This is a genomic window from Piscinibacter lacus (assembly GCF_016735685.1).
Taxonomy (GTDB): domain Bacteria; phylum Pseudomonadota; class Gammaproteobacteria; order Burkholderiales; family Burkholderiaceae_C; genus Aquariibacter; species Aquariibacter lacus.
In genome coordinates this window covers 766,512-792,748 of record NZ_JAERRA010000001.1, presented here as the reverse complement: position 1 = coordinate 792,748, position 26,237 = coordinate 766,512, and the positions used below count along the sequence as shown (strand labels likewise).

The window sequence follows — 26,237 nt, the reverse complement described above, 5'->3', positions numbered from 1 at the left end:
TAATGAAATCAATCCGTTATCGAGGTTTCATTATGCTCGACCGTGAAGGCTTTCGGCCCAACGTCGGCATCGTCCTGCTGAACCAGCGCAACCAGGTCTTCTGGGGGAAGCGGATCCGCACGCACTCCTGGCAATTTCCTCAAGGCGGCATCAAGCACGGCGAGACGCCTGAACAGGCCATGTTCCGCGAGCTGCACGAAGAGGTGGGCCTGCAGCCCGAGCATGTCCGCATCGTCGGTCGCACCCGCGACTGGCTGCGCTACGAGGTGCCGGACCACTTCATCCGGCGGGATGCCCGCGGCCACTACAAGGGCCAGAAGCAGATCTGGTTCCTGCTGCAACTCACCGGCCGCGACAGCGACATGAACCTGCGCGCGACCAGCCACCCCGAGTTCGACGCCTGGCGCTGGAACGACTACTGGGTGCCGCTGGAGGTGGTGATCGAGTTCAAGCGCGACGTCTACCAGCTCGCGCTGACCGAGCTGGCGCGCTACCTGCCGCGGCCGCAGGGCAGCGGCACGCGCTTCCTGCGTGGCGGCCTGCGCCAGCCGCGCCGGCTGGACGAGAACGGCGCGCTGCCGGCCGGCGAGGGCTACCTCGGCGAGCTGCCGCCCGATGCCGAGCCGCCGCCCATGGCCGGCGCCGGCCCGCTGGACACGCACCAGCACTAGGGCGCGGCCGGGGGCCGGGCCCGGCGGCGCTCAGCGCCCCTGCAGCAGGGCGTCGGCAAACTCGCGGGCCTGGAAGCGCTCCAGGTCCTCAAGCTTCTCGCCCACGCCGATGAAGTAGACCGGCACCGGCCCGGCCGCCCGCTGTCGCGCCCACAGCGCGATCGCGGCCAGCACGCCGCCCTTGGCCGTGCCGTCGAGCTTGGTGACCACCAGGCCGCTCAGGCCCAGCGCGGCGTCGAAGGCCTGCACCTGGCTCAGCGCGTTCTGGCCGGTGTTGCCGTCCAGGACCAGCAGCACCTCATGCGGCGCACCGTCCATGGCCTTGCCCAGGGTGCGCTGGATCTTCTTCAGCTCCTCCATGAGGTGGAGCTGGGTCGGCAGGCGACCGGCGGTGTCGGCAATGACCGCCGCGCAGCCGCGCGCCTGGCCCGCCTTGACGGCATCGAAGCAGACCGCGGCCGGATCGCCGCTCTCCTGGCTGACGATCTCGACCAGCTTGTCGGCCTGCGGCGCGGCGCCGGCCCGGTCGGCCCAGACGGCAAGCTGCTCGCGCGCCGCGGCGCGGAAGGTGTCGGCCGCGGCCAGCAGCACCTTGTGGCCGCCGTCGGCCAGATGGCGGGTGAGCTTGCCGATGGTCGTGGTCTTGCCGGCGCCGTTCACACCGACCACCATCAAGACGGTGGGCTCGGCGCTGCCCAGTTGCAGGGGGCGCTCCAAGGGCTGCAGCAGCTCGGTGATGGCCTCGATCAGCAGGCCCTTCACCGCCGCCGGATCGGTGGCCTTGGCCGCCTTCACGCGGCGGCGCAGGTCCTCCAGCAGGTGGCGGGTGGCGCCAACGCCGGCATCGGCCATGAGCAGGGCGGCCTCCAGCTCCTCGTAGAGCGTCTCGTCGATCTGCGTGCCGGTGAAGACCTGGGCGATGGAGCTGCCGGTCTTCTTCAAGCCGGCGCTGAGCCGGCTGAACCAGGACGCACGCGGCGCGGGGGCAGGCTCGGGGACGGGCGTGGCCGGCGCCCCGGGGGCCGTCGCGGCCGGCTGCGCGGCCGGCGGCGGCTTCACGACCGCGGGCGGATCGGCCGGTGCCGGGCTCTTCTTGCGAAAGAAACTGAACATGCGCTCAGGATACCTGCCGACCTGACCCGGGCCGGGCAGCGGCCGGCCTGCCGCCATCGCCTTCCTAGAATCGCCGCCGTGACGGCTCGCCCCCCTGCCCCCTCCCGCCCCGCGGCGCCCGCCGCGCGCCGCGGCCCGGGCGAGCTGCGCCTGATCGGCGGCCGCTGGAAGCGCCGCAAGCTGCCCGTGCCCGATGCGCCCGGCCTGCGGCCGACGCCCGACCGCGTGCGCGAGACCCTCTTCAACTGGCTGGGCCAGAGCCTGGACGGCTGGCGCGTGCTCGACGCCTTTGCCGGCAGCGGCGCGCTCGGCTTCGAGGCCGCCTCGCGCGGCGCCGCAGAAGTCCGCTTGCTGGAGCAGGACCCGCGCCTGGCCCGCGGCCTGCAAGCCAGCGCCCACCTGCTCGCCCCGGGGCCGGACAGCCCCCTGCGCGTCGAAACCGCCGAGGCCTGCGCCTGGATGCGCCGGGCCCCGCCGGCCGGCTTCGAGCTGCTGCTGCTCGACCCGCCCTTCCACCAGGGCCTGGACCGCACGGCGCTGCAACTCGCCCGGCCGCTGCTGGCGCCGCGCGGCTGGATCTACCTGGAAGCCGAGCGCGCCTGGCCCGAGGCCGAGCTGGCTGCGCTCGGCCTGCGCCTGCATCGCCAACTGCGGGCCGGCGCCGTCCATGCCCATCTGCTGCAAGCCCTGGAGGCCGCCGGCCCGGGCCCTACACTGACTGCATGACGTTCGCAGCGGCCACGCCATGACATCGAGCACCCGCCTGACGGCCATCTACCCTGGCACCTTCGACCCCATCACCCTCGGCCACGAGGACCTGATGCGGCGCGGCAGCCGGCTGTTCGAACGCCTGATCCTGGCGGTGGCCGCCGGCCACCACAAGCGCACGATGTTCTCGATCGCCGAGCGCCTGGACATGGCGCGCGAGGTCGCATCCTGCCTGCCGAATGTCGAGGTCATTGCCTTCCGTGGCCTGCTGCGCGACTTCGTCGTCGAGCATGGCGGCAAGGTGGTGATGCGCGGCCTGCGCGCGGTCAGCGACTTCGAATACGAGTTCCAGATGGCCGGCATGAACCGCCAACTGATGCCCGAGGTCGAGACCCTGTTCCTCACGCCCAGCGACCAGTACCAGTTCATCAGCGGCACCTTCGTGCGCGAGATCGCGCTGCTGGGCGGCGATGTCTCCAAGTTCGTCGCCCCCAGCGTGCTGGACCGGCTGCACGAGAAGGTCGGCGAGAAGCCGGCCCAGGCCTGAGGAGCATGCGGCCATGGCGCTGATGATCACGGACGAGTGCATCAACTGCGACGTCTGCGAGCCCGAGTGCCCGAACCAGGCCATCTCGATGGGGCCCGAGGTCTATGTGATCGACCCCCGGCGCTGCACCGAATGCGTCGGCCACTTCGACGAGCCGCAGTGCGTGGCCCTGTGCCCGGTGGCCTGCATCCCGGTGAATCCGGCGCATGTCGAAAGCCGCGAGCAGCTCTGGCACAAGTTCCGGGTGCTGTGCGCGCCGGCCGAGACCGAGAAGCCCGTCACGCCCGGGTCTGCCCCCAGCGCGAACTGAGCCGCCGCGGGGCCGGAACAGCGCCGCCGGCGCCCCGCTGTTCGCCCGATGCGCGGCGGGCCGCGGCGCGCATCCTTGACGCCCGGGCAGGAGGGGCATGTATCGGCATGATCCGCGTCCGGATGTCGTGGAGCGTCGATGCAATTCCTGCAGCACCTGAAGATCGGGCAGAAGTTTCTGCTGCTCGGCATCCTGGCCCTGGTCATGGCCGGCATCCCGACCGTGGCCGGCCTGCGCCAGGCCCTGTCGCTGCGCGATGCGGCCCAGGCCGAGGCCGACGGCCTGGCCCCGGCGCGGACGGCGCTGGCCGTCATTCGCCTGGCCCAGCAGCACCGCGGCCTGACCCAGGCCGCGCTCAGCGGCGAGCCCGAGTTCGAACGCCGCCGCAGCGCCCTGCAAGGGCGGCTGATGGAGGCGCTGGCGCAGTGGCAGGGCAGCCTGGCCGTGTACCCGCCGCTCGCCGAAACCCTGCAAGCGCAGCGCCGCGACTGGCAGGTGCTGACGGCCGACATCGCTGCCAAGCGCATCGTCGCGGCCGAAAGCTTCCGGCGCCACACCGCCCTGGTGGCCGGTGCGCTGCACCTGCTGGAGGGCGTGGTCGATGACTCGACCATGGCGCTCGATCCGGAGGCGGTCAGCTACTACCTGATCCTTGGCGGCCTGGGCCACTTGCCGCAGGTGACCGAATCGCTGGGCCAGCTTCGCGCCCAAGGCACCGCCGCCCTGGTGCGCGGCCAGCTTGAGCCGGAGCAGCGCAGCCGCATGATGGTGGCCGAAGGCCTGCTGCGCAGCCGGGCCCAGGATGCAAGCATCGCGCTGGACAAAGCGGCCAAGGCGGACCCGGCCATCGGCGAAACCCTCAAGCCCGTGCGCGAGCAGGCCAGCGCCCGCTTCACCGCCATCCTGGCCATGCTGGAGCGCACGCTGATGCAGGGCGGGACGCCCGCGCTGGACCCCGATGCCTTCTTCCAGCGCAGCACCGAGGCCATCGACAGCCAGTTCAAGCTGATCGACGACAGCCTGGCCGCCCTGGACGGCCTGCTGCACGAGCGGGTCGACCGGGCCGACCGCAGCGTGCTGCTGGTGCTGGGCCTGGCCGGCGCCATGCTGCTGCTGGGCAGCCTGCTGGTCTGGGCCGTGACCCGTCAGACCGCAAGCGCCGTGCAGCGCACGCTCGATGCCGCCGCGGCCATGGCGCGCGGCGACCTGAGCCGTCGCATCAGCCTGAGCAGCCGGGACGAACTGGGCCAGATCGCCCGGGCCCTCGATGCCGTGATGGACCATGTCGGCGCCGTGATCGCCGAAGTGCGCCAGGGTGTCGACGCGGTGCAGACCGCCTCGACCCAGATCGCCGCCGGCAACCAGGACCTCTCGGCCCGCACCGAGCAGCAGGCCAGCAACCTGCAGGAAACCGCGGCCTCGATGGAGCAGATGAACGGCAGCGTGCGCTCGCATGCCGACCATGCCCGCCATGCCCGCGAGCTGGCCAGCACGGCCTCGGGCGTGGCCCGCGAGGGCGGCGCCGTCGTGCAGCAGGTCGTTCAGACCATGGACGACATCCGCGGCAGCAGCAGCCGCATCGGCGAGATCACCGGCGTGATCGACGGCCTGGCCTTCCAGACCAACATCCTGGCGCTAAATGCCGCGGTGGAAGCCGCGCGGGCCGGCGAGCAGGGCCGGGGCTTTGCGGTGGTGGCCGGCGAAGTCCGCACCCTGGCCCAGCGCAGCGCGCAGGCCGCGCGCGAGATCCGCGGCCTCATCGCCGATGCCACGGGCAAGGTCGCCTCCGGCAGCGAGCTGGTCGGCCAGGCCGGCGCCACGATGGCTTCGGTGGTCGCCCAGGTGCAGCAGGTGGCCGACCTGATGCACGAGATGAGCGCAGCCAACGAGGAACAGAGCCGCGGCATCGAGCAGGTCAACAGCGCCGTGGCCATGCTCGACCAGTCGACCCAGCAGAACGCCGCCCTGGTCGAGGAAAGCGCCGCCGCCGCGGAAAGCCTGCGCCAGCAGGCCGTGCGCCTGTCGGAGGCCGCCGCGCGCTTCGTGCTGGCGCCCGGGGTGGGGCTGGCCAGCCGCTGAGGCCGGGCCGGGTGCAGGGCCGCCGGCCGGCGGCCCTGCCCGTCCAGGCTCAGGCTCAGAGCCTGAAGCCGTAGTCCACCGTCAGCGGCGCATGGTCGGAGAAGCGCTGGTCCTTGTAGACGCTGACGGCCTGCGCGGTGGCCGCCACCCGCGGGGTGGCGAGCTGGTAGTCGATGCGCCAGCCGACGTTCTTGGCCCAGGCCTGGCCGCGGTTGCTCCACCAGGTGTAGGCCTCGCCGCCGTCCTCGGGCCGCAGCATGCGGTGCACATCGACCAGGCCGCCGCCGCCTTCGGCCGCGGGGCGCAGCAGGGCATCCATCCAGGCACGTTCCTCGGGCAGGAAGCCGCTGTTCTTCAGGTTGCCCTTCCAGTTCTTCAGGTCGATCTCGCGGTGGGCGATGTTCACGTCGCCGACCAGGATGAATTCGCGCTCGGCAGCCAGCGCGCGCAGCAGCGGCGCCATGCGGTCGAGGAAGCGGAACTTGGCCTGCTGGCGCTCTTCGCTGCTGGATCCGCTGGGGAAGTAGCAGCTGATGATGCTGAGCTTGCCGAAACCATGGGCCTGGCCCGCGCCGTCGAAGCGCAGCTCGACCCAGCGGCCCTCGGCATCGAATTCGCCCGAAGGGTCGGCGGCCCCCAGGCCGATGCGCACCTCGCTGGGCGCGACGCGGCTGTAGAGGCCGACGCCCGAATAGCCCTTCTTCTCGGCGCAATGGAAGTGGCCTTGCAGGCCGGCCACGGCCTCGAAGCGGCCGGCCAGGTCGGGCGCCTGGGCCTTGAGCTCCTGCACGCCCATCAGGTCGGGCGCGGTGGCCGCGGCCCATTCCATCCAGCCCTTGGAGGCGGCCGAGCGCACGCCATTAAGATTCAACGAAACCAGCCGCAAGCCGAGCCCCCATGTCCGATGCAACCCTTCCCCAGGCCTCGACCGGCGACACGCTGGCGCGAGATTTTGTGGCCTTCGCCGTCGAGGCCGGCGTGCTTCGCTTCGGGGAGTTCAAGACCAAGGCCGGCCGCCTGAGCCCCTACTTCTTCAATGCTGGCCTGTTCGACGATGGCCTCAAGCTGGGGCGGCTCGCTTCATTCTATGCACGCCGTCTGGCGGCCTCGGGCCTGGGCTTCGACATGATCTTCGGCCCGGCCTACAAGGGCATCACCCTGGCCGCGGCGGTGTCGATCGAGCTGGCGCGCCTGGGCCACAACAAGCCCTTTGCCTACAACCGCAAGGAGGCCAAGGACCATGGCGAGGGCGGCACCCTGGTCGGTGCGCCCATGCAGGGCCGCGTGCTGATCATCGACGACGTGATCTCGGCCGGCACCTCGGTGCGCGAGTCGATCGCGATGATCACGGCCGCGGGCGCGACGCCGGTCGGCGTGGCGATCGCGCTCGACCGCCAGGAGCGCGGCACCGCCCCGGCCGCCGACGGCAGCGTGCAGGACACGCCGCACTCGGCCGTGCAGGAGGTGCAAGCCCGCCACGGCCTGGTGGTTCAGCCGATCGCGACCCTGGCCGACCTGCTGGACTACCTGCAAGCCAGCGCCGACCCGGCCCTGGCCGAGCACCGCCCGCGCGTGCTGGCCTACCGCGAGCGCTACGGCGTCTGATCGGCTGCGGGCCGCCCGAGGGGCGGCCCAGCCCGCCAGGCTCAGCCGGCGAGCTTCTTCTTCAGCAGCTCGTTGACCAGACCCGGGTTGGCCTTGCCTTTCGTGGCCTTCATGGCCTGGCCGACCAGGGCGTTGAAGGCCTTGTCCTTGCCGGCGCGGAATTCCTCGACCGACTTGGCGTTGGCGGCCAGCACGGCGTCGAGGATGGCTTCAAGCTCGCCCGTGTCGCTCATCTGCTTGAGGCCCTTGGCCTCGATCAGCGCATCGATGTCGGCGCCCTCGCCGCCCCACAGGGCGTCGAAGACCTGCTTGCCGGCATTGTTGGAGATCGTGCCGTCGGCGATGCGGACGATCAGTGCGGCGAGCTGGGCCGGGCTCACCGGGCTGGTCTCGATGCCGAGTTCCTCGGTGTTCAGGCGCTTGCTCACCTCGCCCATCAGCCAGTTGGCGACGAGCTTGGGCACGCCGGTCGCATCGCGGCCGGCCGCCAGGGCCTTGCAGGCATCCCGCGCAGCTTCATAGAAGCGGGCGAAGGGCAGGCTCTGCGTGACCATGGCCGCGTCGTAGGCCGGCAGGCCGTCCTCGCGCTGGAAGCGCGCGGCCATCACGCCGGGCAGCTCGGGCATGGCGGCCATCACGCGCTCGACCCAGCCGGGCGCGATCACCAGCGGCGGCAGGTCGGGGTCGGGGAAGTAGCGGTAGTCGTGCGCGTCTTCCTTGCTGCGCATGCTGCGCGTCTCGCCGCGGCCGCCGTTGGCGTCGGGGTCGAACAGCACGGTGGCCTGCTGGATGGGCAGGCCGTCCTCCAGTCGCTCGATCTGCCACTGCACCTCGGCCTCGATGGCCAGTTGCAGGAAACGGAAGCTGTTGAGGTTCTTGATCTCGCGCCGCGTGCCGAAGGGCGCGCCGGGGCGGCGGATCGACACATTGGCATCGCAGCGGAAGCTGCCTTCCTGCATGTTGCCGTCGCACAGGCCCAGCCAGACCACCAGGGTGTGCAGGGCCTTGGCATAGGCCACGGCCTCGGCGGCCGAGCGCATCTCGGGCTCGGAGACGATCTCCAGCAGCGGCGTGCCGGCGCGGTTCAGGTCGATGCCGCTGGCGCCTTCCACCGCGCCGTGCACCGACTTGCCGGCATCCTCTTCCAGGTGCGCGCGGGTCAGCCGCACGCTGCGCGCCTGGCCGTCGAGCAGGAAGTCGATCGCCCCGCCCTGCACGACCGGGTTCTCGTACTGGCTGATCTGGTAGCCCTTGGGCAGGTCGGGGTAGAAGTAGTTCTTGCGCGCGAAGATCGAGCGCGGCGCCACCGTGCCGCCGACCGCCAGGCCGAACTGGATGGCGCGCTCGACCGCACCGCGGTTCATCACCGGCAGGGTGCCGGGCAAGGCCAGGTCCAGCGGCGCGGCCTGGGTGTTGGGCGCGGCACCGAAGGCCGTGGGCGCACCGGAGAAGATCTTCGACGTGGTCGAGAGCTGGGCATGGGTTTCGAGGCCGATGACGACCTCGTAGCCGCGGATCAGGGGGGCGCTCATCTCAATAGCCCTCCGGCGTGCGGAGGTGGAAGTCGGTGGCCTGCTGGAAGGCTTCGGCGGTGTGCAGCAGGGTGGCCTCCTGCCAGACGTTGCCGATGAGTTGCAGGCCGACCGGTAGGCCGAGAGGCCCCCCGGCGCCGAAGCCCGTCGGCACGCTCATGCCCGGCAGGCCGGCCAGGCTGGCGGGCAGGGTGAAGATGTCGGCAAGGTACTCGGTCACCGGATCGCTGCCCCCGCCGAGCGGCCGGGCCACGGTGGGGGTGACCGGGCCGGCAATCAGGTCGCAGGCCTGGAAGGCGGCCTGGAAGTCGTCGGCGATCATGCGGCGCAGCTTCTGCGCTTGCAGGTAGTAGGCGTCGTAGTAGCCGTGGCTCAGCACATAGGTGCCGATCATGATGCGGCGCTTGACCTCGGCGCCGAAGCCCTCGCTGCGGCTCTTGCGATACAGCTCCAGCAGGTCCTTGGCGCCCTCGGCGCGGTGGCCGTACCTCACGCCGTCGTAGCGGCTCAGGTTGGAGCTGGCCTCGGCCGGCGCGATGATGTAGTAGACGGGGATGGCCAGCTCGGTGCGCGGCAGGCTCACGTCGACCAGCGTGGCGCCGAGCGCCTGCAACTGCGCCAGGCCCTGCTGCACGGCGGCGCGCACGTCGGCGGCCAGGCCTTCGCCGAAGAACTCCTTCGGCAGGCCGATGCGCAGGCCGGCCAGCGGGCGGGCCGGGTCGGCCACCGCGGCGCGGCGGGCCGCAAGCTGGGCGCCGATCAGGCCAGGGCGGTTGGGCTCGGTGCCGGCGAACTCGGCGCTGGTCGAATCCAGCGGGTCGAAGCCGGCCATGGTGTCGATCAGCAGCGCGCAGTCGGCCGCGCTGCGGGCCAGCACGCCGGCCTGGTCCAGACTGGAGGCGAAGGCGATCATGCCGTGGCGCGAGCAGCGGCCGTAGGTAGGCTTCAGGCCCGTCACGCCGCAGAGCGCGGCGGGCTGGCGCACCGAGCCGCCGGTGTCGGTGCCGGTGGCCGCCGGCAGCAGGCGCGCCGCCACGGCGACGGCCGAGCCGCCGGAGGAGCCGCCGGGGATGCGGGCCCTGTCCCAGGGGTTCTTCGCCGCGCCGAAGGCGGAATGCTCGTTGGCGCCGCCCATGGCGAACTCGTCGCAGTTCAGCTTGCCCAGGCTGACCGTGCCGGCTGCTTGCAGGCGCTCGACGACGGTCGCGTCGAAGGGCGAGCGGTAGGGGCCTTGCGCACCCACCAGCATCCGGGAGGCCGCGGTGGTCGGGAAGTCGGTGGTGACGAAGACGTCCTTGTGCGCGATGAGCAGGCCGTCGAGCGGGCCCAGGGCCTGGCCGGCGGCGCGGCGCGCATCGCTGGCGCGGGCGGCGGCCCGGGTGGCCTCGGCCGCGGCGGCCTCGTCGAAGTGCAGGAAGGCGTTCAGGCCGGCATGCGCGCGGGCGCGGGCCAGCAGGGTTTCGGCAAGTTCCAGGCTGGAGAAGCGCCGCGCCGCCAGGCCCTCGGCCAGGGCCGCGAGGCCCAGGGTGTGAAGTTCGCTCATGGGAGGGGGGCCGGGCTCACTCGATCACGCGGGGCACAAGGAAGAGGCCGTCGGCCAGGGCCGGCGCGCTGCGCTGGTTGGCTTCCCGGGCGGCCTCGGAGGGCGGCACGCTGACGACGTCCTCGCGCAGCCGCAGGGCCACGTCCTGCACGGCCGACAGGGGGGTGTGGAGCGGCTCGACGCCCGTGGTGTCGACGGCGCGCATGCGCTCGACGATGTCGAAGAAGCCGTTGAGCTGGGTGAGCATGGTGTCGGATTCGGCCGGGCTCAGGTCGAGCCGGGCGAGCATCGCGATGCGCTGCACGTCGTGGGGGGTCAGGGCCATGGTGTCTCGGGGTGGCGCCGGCCCGGGGGTGGGCGCGGCGCGGTCGGGGCCTGCCGGCCCCCCGGGTTCCGCAGGCTGCGGAAGCACTCCAGAGGGGGAGGCGTCGGGTATTATCCGCGGCTGTTCCCCGGCATGTTCGGGGCCGGTTCGTGTGCAGGCGCCAGGGTGAAATCCCCAGGGCTGCGGCGCACGCAACCCGCTCCGGGCTGCGCCCGAGGGCCCCTCCCGCTCCGCCCCGCCCCCGCGTCCGGTTCACCTCCTGGCCCCAGGCCCCGTTCCACCGGCCCATCCGGTCGATGCGCTGTCCGCCGCGCCTGCCGCCTGTTGCCACGACCCGATTCCCCCATGTACGGATCCCTGCGCCGTTACCTCTCCACCGATCTGGCGATCGACCTCGGCACCGCGAACACCCTGATCTATGTGCGGGGCAAGGGCATCGTCCTCGACGAGCCCTCGGTCGTCGCCATTCGCCAGGAAGGCGGCCCGAGCGGCAAGAAGACCATCCAGGCCGTCGGCAAGGAAGCCAAGGCCATGCTGGGCAAGGTGCCCGGCAACATCGAGGCCATCCGGCCGATGAAGGACGGCGTGATTGCCGACTTCACCGTGACCGAGCAGATGCTCAAGCAGTTCATCAAGATGGTCCATCCGCGGTCCGTGCTGAAGCCCAGCCCGCGCATCATCATCTGCGTGCCCTGCGGCTCGACCCAGGTCGAGCGCCGCGCGATCCGCGAATCGGCCCTGGGGGCCGGCGCGAGCGAGGTCTACCTGATCGAGGAGCCGATGGCCGCAGCCATCGGCGCCGGCCTGCCGGTGTCCGAGGCCTCGGGCTCGATGGTCGTCGACATCGGTGGCGGCACGACGGAAGTCGGCGTCATCAGCCTGGGCGGCATGGTCTACAAGGGCAGCGTGCGGGTGGGCGGCGACAAGTTCGATGAAGCCATCATCAACTACATCCGCCGCAACTACGGCATGTTGATCGGCGAGCCGACGGCCGAATCCATCAAGAAGACCATCGGCAGCGCCTTCCCCGGCTCCGAGGTCAAGGAGATGGAAGTCAAGGGCCGCAACCTCTCCGAAGGCGTGCCGCGCAGCTTCACCATCAGCAGCAACGAGATCCTCGAAGCGCTGACCGACCCGCTCAACAACATCGTCAGCTCGGTCAAGAACGCGCTGGAGCAGACCCCGCCGGAGCTGGGTGCCGACATCGCCGAGCGCGGCATGATGCTGACCGGCGGCGGCGCCCTGCTGCGCGACCTGGACCGCCTGCTGGCCGAGGAAACCGGCCTGCCGGTGCTGGTGGCCGAAGACCCGCTGACCTGCGTGGTGCGCGGCTGCGGCATGGCGCTGGAGCGCATGGAGCGCCTCGGCGCCATCTTCACCTCGGAGTAAAGCCGCCGCCCTTCCGGCTGCCGGCCTGCGGGCCGCGCCTCTCCGGACGTCACGAGCGCCAACGCCATGCCGCTGGGCACCCTGGAACGCAGCCCGCCGCCCTTCTTCAAGCAGGGCCCCTCGGGCTTGTCCCAGTTGCTGTTCTTTGCCGCGCTGTCGCTGTTCCTGATGGTGGCGGACAGCCGCTTCCAGATGGCCGACCCGCTGCGCGCGACCCTGGCCACCCTGCTGCATCCCTTCCAGCGCGGCCTGGTGGTGCCCGTGCATCTCTGGGACGGGCTGGCCGAGCGTCTGGATGGGCTGGACAGCGCCCAGGCCCGCGAGCGCCAGGCCCAGGCCACGCTGCTGCGCCAGGCCGAACGCCAGGCCCGCATGGACGAGCTGGCCGATGAGAACGCGCAGCTTCGCAAGCTGCTGGGCCTGCGCGCGGCCCTGCCCATCCAGAGCGTGGCCGCCGAGGTGCTGTACGAAGCGGCCGATCCCTTCTCGCGCAAGCTGCTGATCGACCGCGGCAGCCTGCACGGGGTCCTGATCGCCTCGCCGGTGCTGGATGCCGAAGGCGTGGTCGGCCAGGTCACCCGCGTGCAGCCGCTGAGCGCCGAGGTGACGCTGCTGACCGACAAGGACGCCGCCATTCCGGTGCTCAACGAGCGCACCCAGTCGCGCGCGGCGGCCTTCGGCGATCCCTCGACCGCCACCACCGGCGGCGGCATGGAACTGCGCTTCATGCCGGTCAATGCCGATGTGCAGGCGGGCGACCTGCTCCAGACCTCGGGCATCGACGGCATCTACCCGGCCGGCCTGCCGGTGGCACGGATCGCGGCGGTGGACCGGCGCGCCGGATCGACCTTCGCCAAGGTCACCCTGGCGCCCCTCACCCGGCCGGACGCCGTGCGCCATGTGCTGGTGATCGCGCCGCTGCGCGAGGCCCTGGGCCGGCCCGAGGAGGCCGCCTCGGCGGCCGCCGCGCTGCCCGCGGCCTCGGCCTCGGCAACCGCCGCGCTGCCCAGCCGCGCGCCCGCAGCCCGCGCCGCCGCGTCGGCGCCCGGCGTCGCTGCGGCGCCGGCGCCCCGCGCCGACGCATCGGCGGCTGCCCCGGGCGCACGGGCCGCCCCTGCCGGAGCGTCGCGATGATCCTGCCGCGCGCGGCCGACCGGCTGCTTCTGCCCGTCAAGCCCTGGTTCATCGCCTTCTCGCTGGGCCTGGCCCTGCTGCTGAACCTGCTGCCGCTGGGCCGCGAGCCGATGCGGCCCGACCTGCTGGCCCTGGTGCTGGTCTTCTGGAACGTGCACCAGCCGCGTCGCGTCGGCATGGGCTGGGCTTTCGTCTTCGGCCTGCTGACCGATGTGCACCAGACGGGCCTGCTCGGCCAGCATGCCCTGGCCTACACCCTGCTCAGCTATTTCGCGATCACCATCCACCGCCGCCTGCTGTGGTTCTCCACGCCGACCCAGGCCCTGCAGGTGCTGCCGCTGTTCGCCGCGGCGCAGGCGGTGGCGCTGCTGGTGCGCATGATCGCGGGCGGCAGCTTTCCGGGCTGGTCGCTGATGCTGGCGCCGCTGATCCAGGCCGCGCTGTGGCCGCTGGCCGTGCACCTGCTGCAAGCCCCGCAGCGGCGCGCGCCGGATCCGGACGAGAACCGGCCGCTTTGAAGCCCCGCCTGCGATGAACACGCCTCGCCTGGCCGAGCTGCGCGACACGCAGGGCGAACTGCGGCGCTTCCACCGCCGGGTGCTGGTGGCGGGTCTGGCCGTGCTCTTCGGCTTCAGCCTGCTGGCCCTGCGCCTGCACTGGCTGCAGGTGGTGCGCCACGAGGATCTGGCCACCCAGGCCGAGGCCAACCGCATCTCGGTGCTGCCCATCGTGCCCAACCGCGGCCTGATCGTGGACCGCAACGGCGTGGTGCTGGCCAACAACTACGCGGCGCACACGCTGGAGATCACGCCAAACAAGGTCGAGGACCTGGAGGCGACGATTCAGGCGCTTTCCGAGCTGGTCGAGATCGCGCCGGTGCACCGCCGCCGATTCAAGCGCCTGATGGATGACGGCAAGCGCTTCGAGTCGCTGCCCATCCGCACCAAGCTCAGCGACGAGGAAGTCGCGCGCTTCACCGCGCAGCGCTTCCGCTTCCCGGGCGTCGACATCAAGGCACGGCTGTTCCGCCACTACCCCTACGGCGAGCTGGGCAGCCATGTGCTCGGCTACATCGGCCGCATCAACCGCAAGGAACAGGACGAGATCGAGGACAGCGAGGATGCGGCCAACTACCAGGGCACCGAGTACATCGGCAAGCTCGGCGTGGAGCAGCGCTATGAACGCGAGCTGCACGGCCTGACCGGCTTCGAGCAGGTCGAGATCAGCGCCAGCGGCCGGCCGGTGCGACGCCTGTCGGCCAGCCCGCCGACGCCCGGCCACACCATCCGCCTGTCGATCGACATCAAGCTGCAGGCCCTGGTCGAGGACATGTTCGGCGACCGGCGCGGCGCGCTGGTCGCCATCGATCCACGCAACGGCGAGGTGCTGGCCTTCGTCAGCAAGCCGACCTTCGACCCCAACCTCTTCGTCGACGGCATCGACGTGGAGAACTGGAAGGCGCTCAACGAAAGCATCGACAAGCCGCTGCTGAACCGCGCGCTGCGCGGCACCTATCCGCCGGGCTCGACCTTCAAGCCCTTCATGGCCATCGCCGCGCTCAACACCGGCAAGCGCACAGTCGGCCAGATCACGGTGGACAACGGCTCCTTCGTCTTCGGCAACCACGTCTTCCGCAGCCACGGCGACCACGGCCTGGGCGCCGTGGACCTCTATCGCTCGATCGTCAAGTCCAGCAACGTCTATTACTACCAGCTCGCCAACGACATGGGCGTGGACCTGATGCATGCGCAGCTCGAGCCCTTCAGCTTCGGCCGCAAGACGGGCATCGACCTGCAGGGCGAGGTGAGCGGGGTGCTGCCTTCGACCGCCTGGAAGCGCGCGACCTACAAGCGGCCCGAGCACCAGCGCTGGTATGCGGGCGAGACGATCTCGCTGGGCATCGGCCAGGGCTACAACAACTTCACCATGCTGCAGCTCGCGCAGGCCATGGCCACCCTGGTCTCGGGCGGCCAGCGGCATGCGCCGCGCATCGTCCGCGAGATCGAGGACCCGGTGCATCACCGCAGGGCGAGCGTGCCGGGCGCCGAGCTGCCGCCGCTGCCGCTGCGCAGCGAGCATGTGGCCGCCGTGCTGCGCGCCATGGAGGGCGTGACGCTGGAGGGCACGGCCACCCGCGTCTTCGCCGGTGCGGCCTACAGCAGCGGCGGCAAGACCGGCACGGCCCAGGCAGTCGGCATCCGCCAGAACGAGAAGTACAACAAGACCCGCATCGACGAGTACCTGCGCGACCACTCGCTCTACACCGCCTTCGCGCCGGTGGATACGCCGCAGGTGGCGCTGGCCGTCATCGTCGAGAACGCCGGCTTCGGCGCCGAGGCTGCCGCACCGATCGCGCGCCGGGTGCTGGACTACCTGCTGACCGGCCAGTACCCGAGCGAAGAGGACCTGGCCCGGGTCCGCGAGGGCCGGGTCGCCGCGCCGATCGGCACGCCGCGCCTGGCGGCCGAGGTGCCGCTGCCGGCGCTGGGGCCCTCGCCCGAACTGGCAGTTGCGGGCGGCCCGGTGGCGCCGGGGCCGGCAGCTGTGTCCCCGGGCGTGCCGATCGCCGCCGCAAGCGCCCCCCGCCCATGAGTGCCGTCATCGAACAACCCTCGCTGCTGCGGCGCCTGCAGCCCTTCTTCAGCGGCTTCGACGGCCTGCTGATGCTGGCCGTGCTGCTGCTGGCGGCCATGGGTCTGCTGGTGATGTATTCGGCCGGCTACGACCACGGCACGCGCTTCGTCGACCACGGCCGCAACATGCTGCTGGCCGCCGGGGTGATGTTCGTCGTCGCGCAGATCCCGCCGCAGCAACTGATGCGCCTGGCCCTGCCGATCTATGCGGCGGGCGTGATCTTCCTGATCGGCGTCGAGCTGTTCGGCATCACCCGCAAGGGCGCCACCCGCTGGCTGGACCTGGGCGTGATCGTCGCCCAGCCCAGCGAGGTGATGAAGATCGCCATGCCCTTGATGCTGGCCTGGTGGTTCCAGCGCCGCGAGGGGCAGTTGCGCGGACTGGACTTCCTGGTCGCCGGCCTGCTGCTGGCGCTGCCGGTCGGACTGATCATGAAGCAGCCCGACCTCGGCACCGCGCTGCTGGTGCTGGCCGGCGGGCTCTATGTGATGTTCTTCGCCGGCCTGAGCTGGAAGCTGATCCTGCCGGTGGTGACGGCCGGCGCGGCCGGCGTGATCACCCTGGTCTTCTACGGCGACAGCCTGTGCCAGCCCGGGGTGGACTGGGTGGTGCTGCACGACTACCAGAAGCAGCGCGTCTGCACCCTGCTCGACCCGACGCGCGACCCGCTCGGCAAGGGCTTCCACATCCTGCAGGGCATGATCGCCATCGGCTCCGGCGGGCTGGGCGGCAAGGGCTTCATGAACGGCACGCAGACGCACCTGGAGTTCATCCCCGAGCGCACGACCGACTTCATCTTCGCCGCGGTCGGCGAGGAGTTCGGCTTCGTCGGCGGCCTGCTGCTGCTGGCCTGCTTCAGCTTCCTGATCCTGCGCGGCCTGGTGATCGCGTCCGAGGCGCCGATGCTCTTCTCGCGCCTGCTGGCCGGGGCGATCACCCTGGGCTTCTTCACCTACGCCATGGTCAACATGGGCATGGTCAGCGGCATCCTGCCGGTGGTCGGCATCCCGCTGCCCTTCATCAGTTATGGCGGCACGGCCATGGTCAGCCTGGGCCTGGGCCTGGGCATGCTGATGTCGATCGCGCGCAGCCGCGGGCTGATGCAGCGCTGAGGCTGCGGGTTCGTTCACGCCTTCTCAGGGGTGGACCTCGAGCGCCTCGTCCGGATCGGGCGGCGCGGCGGGTTCGATCCGCGTGCGGCCCAGCGCGGGCAGGCGCAGCGTCACGCGCAGGCCGGGGCCCGTGCCCTCGGGCAGGGGCTCGGCATGCAGGGTGTCGAGGCCGATCTGGCCCTCATGCTGGCGGGCGATCTCGGCGACGATGGCCAGGCCGAGGCCGGAGCCGTCGACCTCGGTGCCCAACGAGCGGTAGAAGGGCTGGAAGACCAGCTCGCGCTCGGCCGGCGGAATGCCGGGACCGGAATCCTCGACCTGCAACCACACCTCGCCCGGCCCGGCGCCGACCCGCACGGTCACCGTGCCGCCCGGCGGCGTGTAGCGCAGGGCGTTGTCGACCAGGTTGCGGATCAGCTCGCCCAGCAGCAGGGGATGGGCCAGCACCTGCACGACCTGGCCGGCGGCGGGCGGCTCAAAGCCCAGGTCGATGCGCCGCTCCAGGGCCTGCGGCACGAAGTCGCGACTGACCTCGGTGGCCAGGCGGGCCAGGTCGACCGCCTCGCGCGGCAGGGGCTGGTGGCGCTGCTCGGCCCGGGCCATGGCCAGCAACTGGTTGACCATGTGGGCCGCGCGCTGGCTGGACCGGGCGATCTGGAGCACCGAGCGCTTGAGCGTGTCGAGGTCGGTCTCGCCATGGTCGATGTCGCGCTGGATCAGCTCGGCCTGGGTGCGCAGGCCGGCCAGGGGGGTGCGGAGCTGGTGGGCGGCGTCGGCGAGAAAGCGCTTCTGCGTGGTCAGCGAATGGTCCAGCCGCGCGAGCAGGTCGTTGATGGCCCGCACCAGGGGGGCGACTTCCTCGGGCGCGGCGCGCTCGTCGATGGGACTGAGGTCGCCGGCCTCGCGGCGGCGGATGCGGTGCTGCAGCTCGTTGAGCGGCGCGATGCCGCGCGCCAGTGCGAACCACACCAGCAGCACCGCGACCGGCAGGATCACGAACTGCGGAAGGATCACGCCCTTGATGATCTCGTTGGCCAGGCGCGAGCGCTTGCCCAGGGTCTCGGCCACCTGGACCAGGGCCGGCGCGGTGGAGCCGGTCTCGGTGGGCGCCACCCACAGATAGGCCACGCGCACCGGCTCGCCATGCAGCAGGTCGTCACGGAAGCGCAGCTCGCCCAGGGGCGCGCGGCCCTCCTCCTCGACGGGCACCAGCAGGTCGCGCACGCCGCCGAGCAGCTCGCCGTGGCTGCCCAGCACCTGGAAGTTCGATTCGTCCGGCGCATCGGAGCGCAGGATCTCGACGGCGGCCGGCGGCAGCTCGAAGCGCAGCCGCGGCGGCCCCCGGCGCCCGCCCGGCAAGACTTGCAGTTGCTGGGCCAGGGCGCGGGCCGTCTCGCCCAGGGCGCGGTCGTAGGGGTGGTGGGCGATGTCCTGCGCGACCAGCCAGGTGAGCGCGACGCTCATCGGCCACAGCAGCAGCAGGGGGGCGAGCATCCAGTCGAGGATCTCGCCGAACAGGGAACGTTGCTCTCGGGTCTTGACCACCATGGCTGCGGGTCGTCGGGGCAGCCGACGGATGTCTTCGGCAGGCAGGGTTGGAGGAAACGGTGCCCCGCCAGGCCGGCCCGGCCCCGGACACCGGAGAGGCTCAGGCCGCGATCTTCTCCAGGCAGTAGCCCAGGCCGCGCACGGTGGCAATGCGCACCGGGCCCTGCTCGATCTTCTTGCGCAGGCGGTGGATGTAGACCTCGATCGCGTTGCTGCTGACCTCCTCGCCCCATTCGCAGAGCTTCTCGATCAACTGGTCCTTGCTGACCAGGCGGCCGGCGCGCTGGAGCAGCACCTCCAGCAGGCTCAGCTCACGGGCCGAGAGCTCGATCATCTGCTCGTTCAGGTAGGCCACCCGCCCGGTCGCGTCGAAGCTGAGCGGGCCATGCTTGATCAGGCTGGAGGCGGTGCCCAGGCCGCGGCGGGTCAGGGCGCGCACGCGCGCCTCCAGCTCGGCCAGGGCAAAAGGCTTGGCCATGAAATCGTCGGCGCCCAGGTCCAGGCCCTTGACCCGCTGCTCGACACTGTCGGAGGCGGTCAGGATCAGCACCGGCAGGCTGTTGCCGCGCGAACGCAGCTTGCGCAGCACTTCCAGGCCGTGCATCTTGGGCAGGCCCAGGTCGAGGATGAGCAGGTCGAAATCCTGCCCGGCCAAGGCCGCATCGGCCTGCGAGCCTGAGCCGACCTGGTCCACCGCATACCCCCCCTGCCGGAGCGTGCGGAGCAGGCCGTCGGCCAGCACCTGATCGTCCTCTGCGATGAGTATCCTCATGGCCGTCTCCTGGACTTCGGTCCTGTCTTGGATGTTGTGGCTTCATTGTAGGGAGCCCGCCGCATCTGCCCCCCAAAACAGCTGTACAAACAAACAGTCTTCGGGATAATCCCGGTCCACCGCCTGCGATGCATGGAGACTGTCATGGACACCCCGACCCCCACCGTGAACCCCGAAAAGACCAAGGCCCTTCAGGCCGCGCTGGCCCAGATCGAAAAACAGTTCGGCAAGGGGACGATCATGCGTCTCGGCGCCGGCGAGGTGGTGGAGGACATCCAGGTCGTCTCGACCGGCTCGCTGGGCCTGGACACCGCCCTGGGCGTCGGCGGCCTGCCGCGCGGCCGGGTGATCGAGATCTACGGCCCCGAATCCTCGGGCAAGACCACGCTGACGCTGCAAGTCATCGCCGAGATGCAGAAGGCCGCAGGCACCTGCGCCTTCATCGACGCGGAACATGCGCTGGACGCGCAGTACGCGCAGAAGCTCGGCGTCAACCTTCAGGAACTGCTGATCAGCCAGCCCGACACCGGCGAGCAGGCGCTGGAGATCGTCGACGCGCTGGTGCGCTCGGGCTCGGTGGACCTCATCGTCGTCGACTCGGTCGCCGCCCTCACGCCCAAGGCCGAACTCGAAGGCGAGATGGGCGACAGCCTGCCCGGCCTGCAGGCCCGCCTGATGAGCCAGGCCCTGCGCAAGCTGACGGCAACGATCAAGAAGACCAACTGCATGGTCATCTTCATCAACCAGATCCGCATGAAGATCGGCGTGATGTTCGGCAGCCCCGAGACCACCACCGGCGGCAATGCACTGAAGTTCTACGCCTCGGTGCGGCTGGACATCCGCCGCGTCGGCAGCATCAAGCGCGGCGACGAGGTCATCGGCAGCGAAACCAAGGTCAAGGTCGTCAAGAACAAGGTCAGCCCGCCCTTCAAGACCGCCGACTTCGACATCCTCTACGGCGAAGGCATCAGCCGCGAGGGCGAGATCATCGACATGGGCGTGACCGCCAAGGTCATCGAGAAGTCCGGCGCCTGGTATGCCTACAACGGCGAGAAGATCGGCCAGGGCAAGGACAACGCGCGCGAATTCCTGCGCGAGAACCGCGATCTCGCGCGCGAGATCGAGAACAAGGTGCGCGCCTCCCTGGGTGTGCCCCTGCTGCCCGGGGCGGAAAGCCCGGCGCCGCCGGCCCCCAGCAAGGCCGGCCGCAAGGCAGGTGCCGCCGCGGCTGCGGCATCGGCGGCGCCCCCGGCCGCCAGCGGCACGGCGCCTGAGGCGGGCTGAGCACGGCCCCGCCCCGAGCCCGGCCGTGAGCACCGGCACAGGCGCATCTCCGCGCGGAGCCCCGGGGGGCCCGGGGGGCCGCAGCGCCGACCGGGCCGACACGGGCGACGATCGCCTGGCCACCCCAGGCGCGCCGGCCGCGTCAGCCGATGAAACAAGCGACGAGACCGCCCGCGAATGGTCCCGGCGATTGAAGGCCCGAGCCCTCGGCCTGCTCGCCCGGCGCGAGCACAGCCCCGAGGAAATGCGCCAGAAGCTGCGCGACAGCCTGCGGCGCTGGCAGGCCGCGGCCACGCAGGCCAGCGCAGACGAGTCAGTGGATGCCGACCTGCCCGAGCCCGACCCCCTGATCGATGCCCTCATCGGCTGGCTTGAAGGCCTGGACCTGCTCAATGCCCAGCGCTTCATCGAAGGCCGCATCCAGGCCCGTAGCGGCCGCCACGGCAGCCCGCGCATCCGCCAGGAGCTGGCCCGGCACGGCCTGGCGCCGGACGCGTCGCAGGCCGCCCGGCTGCGCGCCGAGGACCGCGGCCACGCCCAGGCCCTGTGGCTGCGCCGCTACGGCGAGGTGAGCAGCGATCCGGCCGAGAAAGCCCGGCAGATGCGCTTCCTCGCCGGCCGCGGATTTCCACCCGACGTCGTGCGGGCAGTGGTCAACGGCCGGGGCGGCGAGCCGGACTGAGGCACGATACCGACACCGCATCCTGGGAGATCGCTCAATGAAGCTCTACTACTCGCCCGGCGCCTGTTCACTCGCCCCGCACCTGATCGGCCTTGAGCTGGGCCTGGCGCTGGAACTGGTCTTCGCCAGTCCGCGCAGCAAGAAGCTCAAGGACGGCAGCGACTTCCTGGCCATCAACCCCAAGGGCCAGGTGCCGGTGCTGGAGCTGGACGACGGCGAACGCATCACCGAAGTCGCCGTCATCCTCCAGGTGCTTGCCGATCTTTCGCCCGGCGCCAGCCTGCTGGCCCCCCACGGCGAACGGGCCCGGCTGCGCGCCCTGGAATGGCTGAGCTTCACCGCGACCGAGCTGCACAAGAGCTACGGCCCGCTGTTCAAGCCCGGCATCGACCCGGCCACCCAGGCCTATGCGCGCAGCCTGCTGGCGGGCAAGCTGGCCTGGGTGGAAGGCGAGATCGCCCGCCGCGACGCCGCCGGTCAGCCCTGGCTGCTGCCCCAGGGCTTCAGCGTGGCCGACGCCTACCTCTACAACGTGCTGAGCTGGAACCCCATGGCCGGGGTCGACGACCAGCCCTACCCGGCGCTGCGGGCCTACGTCGCCCGCGTGCAGGCCCGGCCGGCAGTGGGCGCGGCGCGGCGTGCGGAAGGTCTCAAGGACTGAGCCTGGCGAGGCCCGCAGCGTGCCGGCCTCGCGGATACTGGCCTGCCACTTTCCGCCCCGCCCAGCGAGTTCATGACGAGCGATCTCCCTCCCGGTCTCTGGATCGGCGCCGCGGGCGTCGGGATCGGTCTGCTGGGCGGCCTGGTGGCACTGCTGCTGGCGCGCTCGAAGTGCCAGGCACTCGCCGCCCTGCGACGCAGCCAGGCCGAGGAACTGGCGCGGGTCGCGCAGGAGCGGGCCGAGGCGCTGCGGCGCCGGGACGAGTTGCAGGCCTTCGACGAGGTGCTGGCGCTCAACCCTCAGGTCGGGCACTTCATCTGGACCCTCGGGCCGGACCGGCTGTGGCTCTCCCCGCACTGGGCGCCCATGCTCGGCGGCGGGCCCGAGGACCTGCCGCTGTCACTGGATGCGCTGCGCATGCGCATGCATCCGGCCGATCTCGACAGCTTCGACGAAGCCCTCAACGCCCACCTTCAGCGCCGCCTGCCCATGCTCGACCGCGTGCTGCGCCTCCAGCACGTCCGCGGCCACTGGCACTGGGTGCACTGGCAGGGCAAGGCGGTGACGCCGCCGGGCGCCGAGGTGCCCGACCGCATCGTCGGCCACTTCTACGACCTGCATGCGCAGAAGCTGGCCGAGGAGACCCTGGCCTCGGACCGCCGCCTCTTCGACAGCGGCCCGGTCATCGTCGCCAGCCTCGATGCCCAGCCGCCCCACGGCCTGCGCTCGGTCTCGGCCTCGGCCGCCGAAGCCCTTGGCTATCCGCGCGGCAGCAAGCTGATCGGCCGGTCGCTGGACGAGTTGCTGCTGCCCGAGGACCTGGCACCCGTGCTGGCCGACCTGGCCGCCGTGGCCGGCCAGCCGGGCGCCAGCTTCCAGCGCGAGGTGCGGCTGCGCCAGGGCGACGGCGGCAGCCGCTGGCACAGCCTGCATGCCTTGATCGCGGGCTCCGAGGGCCAGACCACGGTGCGCGCCTACCTGCTCGATGTCGAGCGGCTCAAGCAGGCCGAGCGCGAGGCGGCCCGCCAGGCGGGCGAGCTGCAAGTCGCGGTGGAGCACCTGACGCACAACCAGGCTTTTGCCGAGCAATTGCGCGAGCTGTCCGAGAAGATCCAATTCGCGGCCTCGGAGGCCGAGGCCCATGCCCTGCTGGGCGCACGCGGGCCGGAGCTGCTGCCCGGCTGGTCGGCCGCGCTGATGCTGGGGGGCCTGGCGGGCCAGGTCGAGCGGCGGGCCGCCTGGGGGCCGGCGCCCGCCACCGCGGTGCAGGGCAGCCAGGACTGCTGGGCCCTGCGCCTGAGCAAGCCGCACTTTGCCCAGGGCGGCGCCGGGGCCTGCGGCCATGTCGAGGGCCGGCCGGCGCACAGCCTGTGCCTGCCGATTCCCGGCCTGAGCAGCGGCCCGGGCGTCTTGCAGCTTGCCCATGCCGAGGCGCTTGCGGCCGATGCCCTGCGCCAGGCCGAGGCGCGCGCCGCGGCGCTGAGCGAAACCCTGCGCCTGTCCCTCTCCAACCTGCAACTGCGCCTTTCGCTGCAGGAACAGGCCACGCGCGACTGGATGACCGGCCTCTACAACCGGCGCTATTTCGAGGACCTGCTGCCGCGCGAGCTGAACCGCGCGCTGCGCGCCGCCGAGCCGCTGGCCCTGGCCATGCTCGACATCGACCACTTCAAGTCCTACAACGACCGCTACGGCCACGAGGCGGGCGACGAGGTCATCCGCTGCGTCGCGCGCCACCTGGCCGAATTCGGCCGGCCCTATGACAGCCGCTGCCGCGTGGGCGGCGAGGAGCTCTGCATCCTGATGCCGCGCATCGCCGCCGACGAAGCCAGCAGCCGGCTGGAGGCGCTGCGCGGCCAGATCGCGGCCAGCCCGGTGCACCATGCCGGGCGCGAGCTGCCGCCGGTCACCGTATCCATCGGTGTGGCCGAGGCCGCCGACGGCGGCGGCCCGTCCGAGCTGATGCGCCGCGCCGACATGGCGCTCTACGCCGCCAAGCGCGGCGGTCGCGACCGGGTGGTGGTCTGGGTGCCGGGCCTGCCCGAGGAGGCCTGAGGGCGGCCCGCCCCCGCACCGCAAGGCACAAGCCTTGAACGAAGCGTTGGATACCGTCGCGCAGCCAGCGGGGATTCATGCGGACACAAGTCCGTCGATTTGCACGGCCCAAGGTGTGCAGTTTGTCGCTTTCGCGCCGTCCGGCAGCCCTTATGCTTTCTTCCACGGGTTCGCGCTGCGCATCAGCATTCCGGCCTGCCGGACCTTTGCCCCGATGGCAGCCGCCGATCGGTTCCACGCTGGCGTACAGCGCTTTTCGAGTTCACGGAGTTCATCATGCAGAAGTTCATTCGCCGCTTCATCCAGGACGAATCGGGTGCCACCGCCATCGAGTACGCGCTGATCGCCGCGCTGATCGCCGTGGGCCTGGTGGCCTCGCTGGACGGTGTCCGCACCGCCCTGGTCGCCACCTTCACCAGCATCGTCAACGCGCTGAGCTGAGCGCGGCTGCCGCGGGCCAGGCCTTGCTCGGGCTGCTGGCGTGCTGGTTGCTCGCCGCAGCCTTCTCGGATGCCGGCTGGCGCCGCCTGCCGAATGCGCTGATCCTGATCGGCGCCTTCGCGGCGGCGCTTTCGCTTGTTCCGCAGCCGGCGCTGGCCCCCTTGGGCGGCCCCGCCGGGGCGCCGCAGGCCCTGGCCTGGGCAGCGATCGGGTTGGCGATCTCGCTGCCCATCCACCTGCTGGGCCGCATGGGCGCCGGGGATGTGAAGATGCTCACCGTGCTCGGCGCCTGGATGGGGCCCCTGCTGCTGCCGGTCTGGCTGATCGGCACGCTCAGCCAGGGCCTGCACGCCTTGCTCCGCGTGGTGCTGCGGTCCCGCCCCGCGCCGGGCCGTGAACGTCTTCCCTTTGGCACCCACCTGGGGGCCGCCGGCCTGCTGGTCCTGGCGGCCCGGGCCTTGCAAGCATGAATGCCGCGCCGATGAGCTCCTGTCCCGCACGCCGTCAACGAAGCGCCCGCAGGCCTGCCGCGGGCAGCCGCGGCATCGCGGCGCTGGAGTTCGCGCTGATCCTGCCGCTTTTCCTGACGGTGCTGTTCGCGATCATCAGCTTCTCGGTGCAGTTCGGCGCCCAGCAGCTCATGACCCTGGCCGCGGCCGAAGGCGCCCGCGCGGCCCTGCAATTCCAGCCGGCCAACGACGCCGCCACCGCCCTCGGCCTGCGCCGCACCCGCGCCTGCACCAGCGCAATGGCCCTGGTCGGCACGATCCAGACCCGCACCGGCAACAGCGTGAGCTGCGCCACCGTGCTCAATGCGTGCGCGCACGACGCCGCGCTGCAATGCCTGGAAGTGCGCCTGAGCTACCCCTACCGCAGCCGGCCGCTGATCCCGGCCCTGCCCTTCCTGGACAACCTGACGCCCGAGACCCTGCGCGGCCTGGCCACCGTCCAGCTCAATCCCCTCTCGCTGACCCGCGCGCCCTTGGCGCCGCGGCCGCTCGGCTGAGCCGCCTTTCTTCCATGCCCCGACCCGGAGTCTCCCCATGAACGGAGTGATCAAGGCGCTGGCCATCGCGCTGATCGTCGTCGCGATCGCGCTGGCCGCCTTTGCCTGGACGCTGTCGCGCCGCGCACCCGAGCCCGGCACCGACGCCGCGGGCAACACCACCCTGCCCGCCGCGCCCACCTTTCCCGTGGTCGTGCTGACCCAGCCGGTGGCTGCGGGCCAGGAGATCACCGCCGCCATGCTGCGCACCGAGCGCATCGGTTTCCCCATGGGCGGCGCCAGCAGCGATCCGGCCAGCCTGGTGGGCCGGCGCGCGGCCGTGCCGCTGGCGGCCGGCTCGCCGGTGGTCGAGTCGCAGCTCATGTCCGGCCTGGCGCTCAAGGTGGGCGAGGGCGAGCGTGCCATGGCCCTGCGGGTGGACGAGCAGATCGGCATCGGCCACCGCGTGCGGCCCGGCGACCTGGTCGACGTCTTCGTCACCACCCGCCGCGACAGCCAGGAGCTGGTCGACAGCGAGGCCCGCCTGCTGCTGTCCCGGCTGCGCGTGCTGGCCTACGGCAACGATTCGGTCGACGGCCCGCCGCCTGGCAGCACCGCCGGCAGCGAGCCGCCGCCCCCCGGCGTGCGTCCTGAGCCAGCGCGCAGCGTGGTGCTGGCCGTGCCGGTCGACCAGGTGCCGCAGCTCGTGCTGGGGCAGCAGAGCGGCGTGCTGTCGCTGGCCCTGCGTCATCCCGAGGATCCGACCCGGCCGACCGCCAAGCCGCTCATCGAGCCGGCCCCGGCCCTGGCCCTGGCACCGGCCTCCGGCCCGCGCAGCGCGGCCGACCTGGCCCTGGCCGGCCTCTCGCTGTCCGGCCTGGTCGGCGAGCTGCCGCCGGACCGCCGCCCCGAGGCGCGCCGCGGTGCCGCCGCGCCGGCCTTCGCGCCCGCGCTGCCCGGCACGGGCGCGGCCGCCGCGCCGCGCCGCCGCGCACCGGCCGAATCCGGCACGGTCGAGGTGATCCGCGGCGGTGAGCGCGAACAGGTTCGCTACTGAGCCCCGCCTGCGCCCGCATACCCATCAAGCATTCCGAGATCTTTGCCGAG

26 protein-coding genes are annotated in these 26,237 nt (G+C 71.6%); 19 read left to right on the top strand and 7 right to left on the bottom strand.

Annotation, left to right across the window (positions count from 1 at the left end; translation table 11 throughout):
- Positions 1-32: 32 nt before the first annotated feature.
- Positions 33-671 (top strand): RNA pyrophosphohydrolase, encoded by a 639-nt coding sequence (locus JI742_RS03615; RefSeq protein ID WP_201824066.1) that lies wholly within the window; start codon positions 33-35, stop codon positions 669-671.
- Between the two features lie 30 nt (positions 672-701).
- On the opposite strand, the gene ftsY is transcribed toward JI742_RS03615, so the two are convergent.
- The gene (gene ftsY / locus JI742_RS03610) at positions 702-1,784 is read right to left on the bottom strand and encodes a signal recognition particle-docking protein FtsY (RefSeq protein WP_201824065.1); all 1,083 of its coding nucleotides are present in this window, start codon (positions 1,782-1,784) and stop codon (positions 702-704) included.
- A 69-nt stretch (positions 1,785-1,853) separates the two neighbouring features.
- Between ftsY and rsmD the strand changes: the two genes are divergently transcribed.
- The 4 genes from rsmD (at position 1,854) to JI742_RS03590 (ending at position 5,428) form a co-directional block, all read left to right on the top strand.
- Positions 1,854-2,510 (top strand): 16S rRNA (guanine(966)-N(2))-methyltransferase RsmD, encoded by a 657-nt coding sequence (gene rsmD / locus JI742_RS03605; protein ID WP_434057642.1) that lies wholly within the window; start codon positions 1,854-1,856, stop codon positions 2,508-2,510.
- A gap of 19 nt (positions 2,511-2,529) precedes the next feature.
- A complete protein-coding gene (gene coaD, locus JI742_RS03600) occupies positions 2,530-3,039 on the top strand; it encodes a pantetheine-phosphate adenylyltransferase (protein ID WP_201824063.1) in 510 nt (169 codons plus the stop codon).
- 13 nt (positions 3,040-3,052) lie between these two features.
- A complete protein-coding gene (locus JI742_RS03595; RefSeq protein WP_201824061.1) occupies positions 3,053-3,349 on the top strand; it encodes a YfhL family 4Fe-4S dicluster ferredoxin in 297 nt (98 codons plus the stop codon).
- A 138-nt stretch (positions 3,350-3,487) separates the two neighbouring features.
- A complete protein-coding gene (locus tag JI742_RS03590; RefSeq protein ID WP_201824059.1) occupies positions 3,488-5,428 on the top strand; it encodes a methyl-accepting chemotaxis protein in 1,941 nt (646 codons plus the stop codon).
- A gap of 55 nt (positions 5,429-5,483) precedes the next feature.
- Here JI742_RS03590 and JI742_RS03585 read toward each other — a convergent pair whose 3' ends face one another.
- Positions 5,484-6,314, bottom strand: coding sequence for an exodeoxyribonuclease III (locus tag JI742_RS03585; protein WP_201824057.1), 831 nt, complete (start codon positions 6,312-6,314; stop codon positions 5,484-5,486).
- Between the two features lie 11 nt (positions 6,315-6,325).
- On the opposite strand from JI742_RS03585, the gene pyrE reads away from it, so the two are divergent.
- A complete protein-coding gene (gene pyrE, locus JI742_RS03580; protein ID WP_201824055.1) occupies positions 6,326-7,033 on the top strand; it encodes an orotate phosphoribosyltransferase in 708 nt (235 codons plus the stop codon).
- A gap of 41 nt (positions 7,034-7,074) precedes the next feature.
- Here the strand turns inward: pyrE and gatB are convergent, their stop codons facing one another.
- Genes gatB through gatC form a run of 3 tightly spaced genes read right to left on the bottom strand, consistent with a single transcriptional unit; the run spans position 7,075 to position 10,433 of the window.
- Positions 7,075-8,565 (bottom strand): Asp-tRNA(Asn)/Glu-tRNA(Gln) amidotransferase subunit GatB, encoded by a 1,491-nt coding sequence (gatB, locus tag JI742_RS03575; protein WP_201824053.1) that lies wholly within the window; start codon positions 8,563-8,565, stop codon positions 7,075-7,077.
- A 1-nt stretch (position 8,566) separates the two neighbouring features.
- On the bottom strand, positions 8,567-10,108 hold the full coding sequence (gene gatA / locus JI742_RS03570) for an Asp-tRNA(Asn)/Glu-tRNA(Gln) amidotransferase subunit GatA (protein WP_201824051.1): 1,542 nt from the start codon (positions 10,106-10,108) through the stop codon (positions 8,567-8,569).
- A 16-nt stretch (positions 10,109-10,124) separates the two neighbouring features.
- Positions 10,125-10,433, bottom strand: a complete 309-nt coding sequence (gene gatC, locus JI742_RS03565) for an Asp-tRNA(Asn)/Glu-tRNA(Gln) amidotransferase subunit GatC (RefSeq protein ID WP_201824049.1) — start codon at positions 10,431-10,433, stop codon at positions 10,125-10,127.
- 345 nt (positions 10,434-10,778) lie between these two features.
- Here gatC and JI742_RS03560 point away from each other — a divergent pair, with 345 nt between their 5' ends.
- The 5 genes from JI742_RS03560 to rodA all read left to right on the top strand — a co-directional run bounded on the left by JI742_RS03560 (position 10,779) and on the right by rodA (position 16,702).
- The gene (locus JI742_RS03560; RefSeq protein WP_201824047.1) at positions 10,779-11,822 is read left to right on the top strand and encodes a rod shape-determining protein; all 1,044 of its coding nucleotides are present in this window, start codon (positions 10,779-10,781) and stop codon (positions 11,820-11,822) included.
- Between the two features lie 66 nt (positions 11,823-11,888).
- A complete protein-coding gene (mreC, locus tag JI742_RS03555) occupies positions 11,889-12,956 on the top strand; it encodes a rod shape-determining protein MreC (protein ID WP_201824046.1) in 1,068 nt (355 codons plus the stop codon).
- Positions 12,953-13,474 carry a rod shape-determining protein MreD gene (gene mreD / locus JI742_RS03550; RefSeq protein ID WP_201824045.1) on the top strand — a complete coding sequence of 174 codons (522 nt, stop codon included), beginning with the start codon at positions 12,953-12,955 and terminating at the stop codon, positions 13,472-13,474. The genes mreC and mreD overlap by 4 nt, the downstream gene beginning before the upstream one ends.
- Positions 13,475-13,487: 13 nt before the next feature.
- Complete coding sequence (gene mrdA, locus JI742_RS03545; protein ID WP_434057627.1) at positions 13,488-15,548, top strand: penicillin-binding protein 2; 2,061 nt, start codon at positions 13,488-13,490, stop codon at positions 15,546-15,548.
- Positions 15,545-16,702: a rod shape-determining protein RodA gene (rodA, locus tag JI742_RS03540; protein ID WP_201824044.1), complete on the top strand. Its 1,158-nt coding sequence runs from the start codon at positions 15,545-15,547 to the stop codon at positions 16,700-16,702. The genes mrdA and rodA overlap by 4 nt, the downstream gene beginning before the upstream one ends.
- Positions 16,703-16,726: 24 nt before the next feature.
- Here rodA and JI742_RS03535 read toward each other — a convergent pair whose 3' ends face one another.
- A complete protein-coding gene (locus tag JI742_RS03535) occupies positions 16,727-18,250 on the bottom strand; it encodes a sensor histidine kinase (RefSeq protein WP_201824043.1) in 1,524 nt (507 codons plus the stop codon).
- A 100-nt stretch (positions 18,251-18,350) separates the two neighbouring features.
- The gene (locus JI742_RS03530; RefSeq protein ID WP_201824042.1) at positions 18,351-19,022 is read right to left on the bottom strand and encodes a response regulator; all 672 of its coding nucleotides are present in this window, start codon (positions 19,020-19,022) and stop codon (positions 18,351-18,353) included.
- A gap of 144 nt (positions 19,023-19,166) precedes the next feature.
- Here JI742_RS03530 and recA point away from each other — a divergent pair, with 144 nt between their 5' ends.
- The 8 genes from recA to cpaB all read left to right on the top strand — a co-directional run bounded on the left by recA (position 19,167) and on the right by cpaB (position 26,187).
- Complete coding sequence (recA, locus tag JI742_RS03525; RefSeq protein ID WP_201824039.1) at positions 19,167-20,306, top strand: recombinase RecA; 1,140 nt, start codon at positions 19,167-19,169, stop codon at positions 20,304-20,306.
- 190 nt (positions 20,307-20,496) lie between these two features.
- Positions 20,497-20,988 (top strand): regulatory protein RecX, encoded by a 492-nt coding sequence (locus JI742_RS03520; RefSeq protein ID WP_236676765.1) that lies wholly within the window; start codon positions 20,497-20,499, stop codon positions 20,986-20,988.
- 37 nt (positions 20,989-21,025) lie between these two features.
- The gene (locus JI742_RS03515) at positions 21,026-21,649 is read left to right on the top strand and encodes a glutathione S-transferase N-terminal domain-containing protein (RefSeq protein ID WP_201824038.1); all 624 of its coding nucleotides are present in this window, start codon (positions 21,026-21,028) and stop codon (positions 21,647-21,649) included.
- A gap of 72 nt (positions 21,650-21,721) precedes the next feature.
- Positions 21,722-23,704, top strand: coding sequence for a sensor domain-containing diguanylate cyclase (locus JI742_RS03510; RefSeq protein ID WP_201824037.1), 1,983 nt, complete (start codon positions 21,722-21,724; stop codon positions 23,702-23,704).
- A gap of 276 nt (positions 23,705-23,980) precedes the next feature.
- Positions 23,981-24,145 carry a Flp family type IVb pilin gene (locus JI742_RS03505; RefSeq protein ID WP_201824036.1) on the top strand — a complete coding sequence of 55 codons (165 nt, stop codon included), beginning with the start codon at positions 23,981-23,983 and terminating at the stop codon, positions 24,143-24,145.
- A gap of 23 nt (positions 24,146-24,168) precedes the next feature.
- Complete coding sequence (locus tag JI742_RS03500) at positions 24,169-24,615, top strand: prepilin peptidase (RefSeq protein ID WP_286184026.1); 447 nt, start codon at positions 24,169-24,171, stop codon at positions 24,613-24,615.
- Between the two features lie 11 nt (positions 24,616-24,626).
- Positions 24,627-25,151 carry a TadE/TadG family type IV pilus assembly protein gene (locus tag JI742_RS03495; protein WP_201824034.1) on the top strand — a complete coding sequence of 175 codons (525 nt, stop codon included), beginning with the start codon at positions 24,627-24,629 and terminating at the stop codon, positions 25,149-25,151.
- 37 nt (positions 25,152-25,188) lie between these two features.
- Positions 25,189-26,187, top strand: coding sequence for a Flp pilus assembly protein CpaB (gene cpaB / locus JI742_RS03490; RefSeq protein ID WP_201824033.1), 999 nt, complete (start codon positions 25,189-25,191; stop codon positions 26,185-26,187).
- The last annotated feature ends 50 nt before the right edge of the window (positions 26,188-26,237 follow it).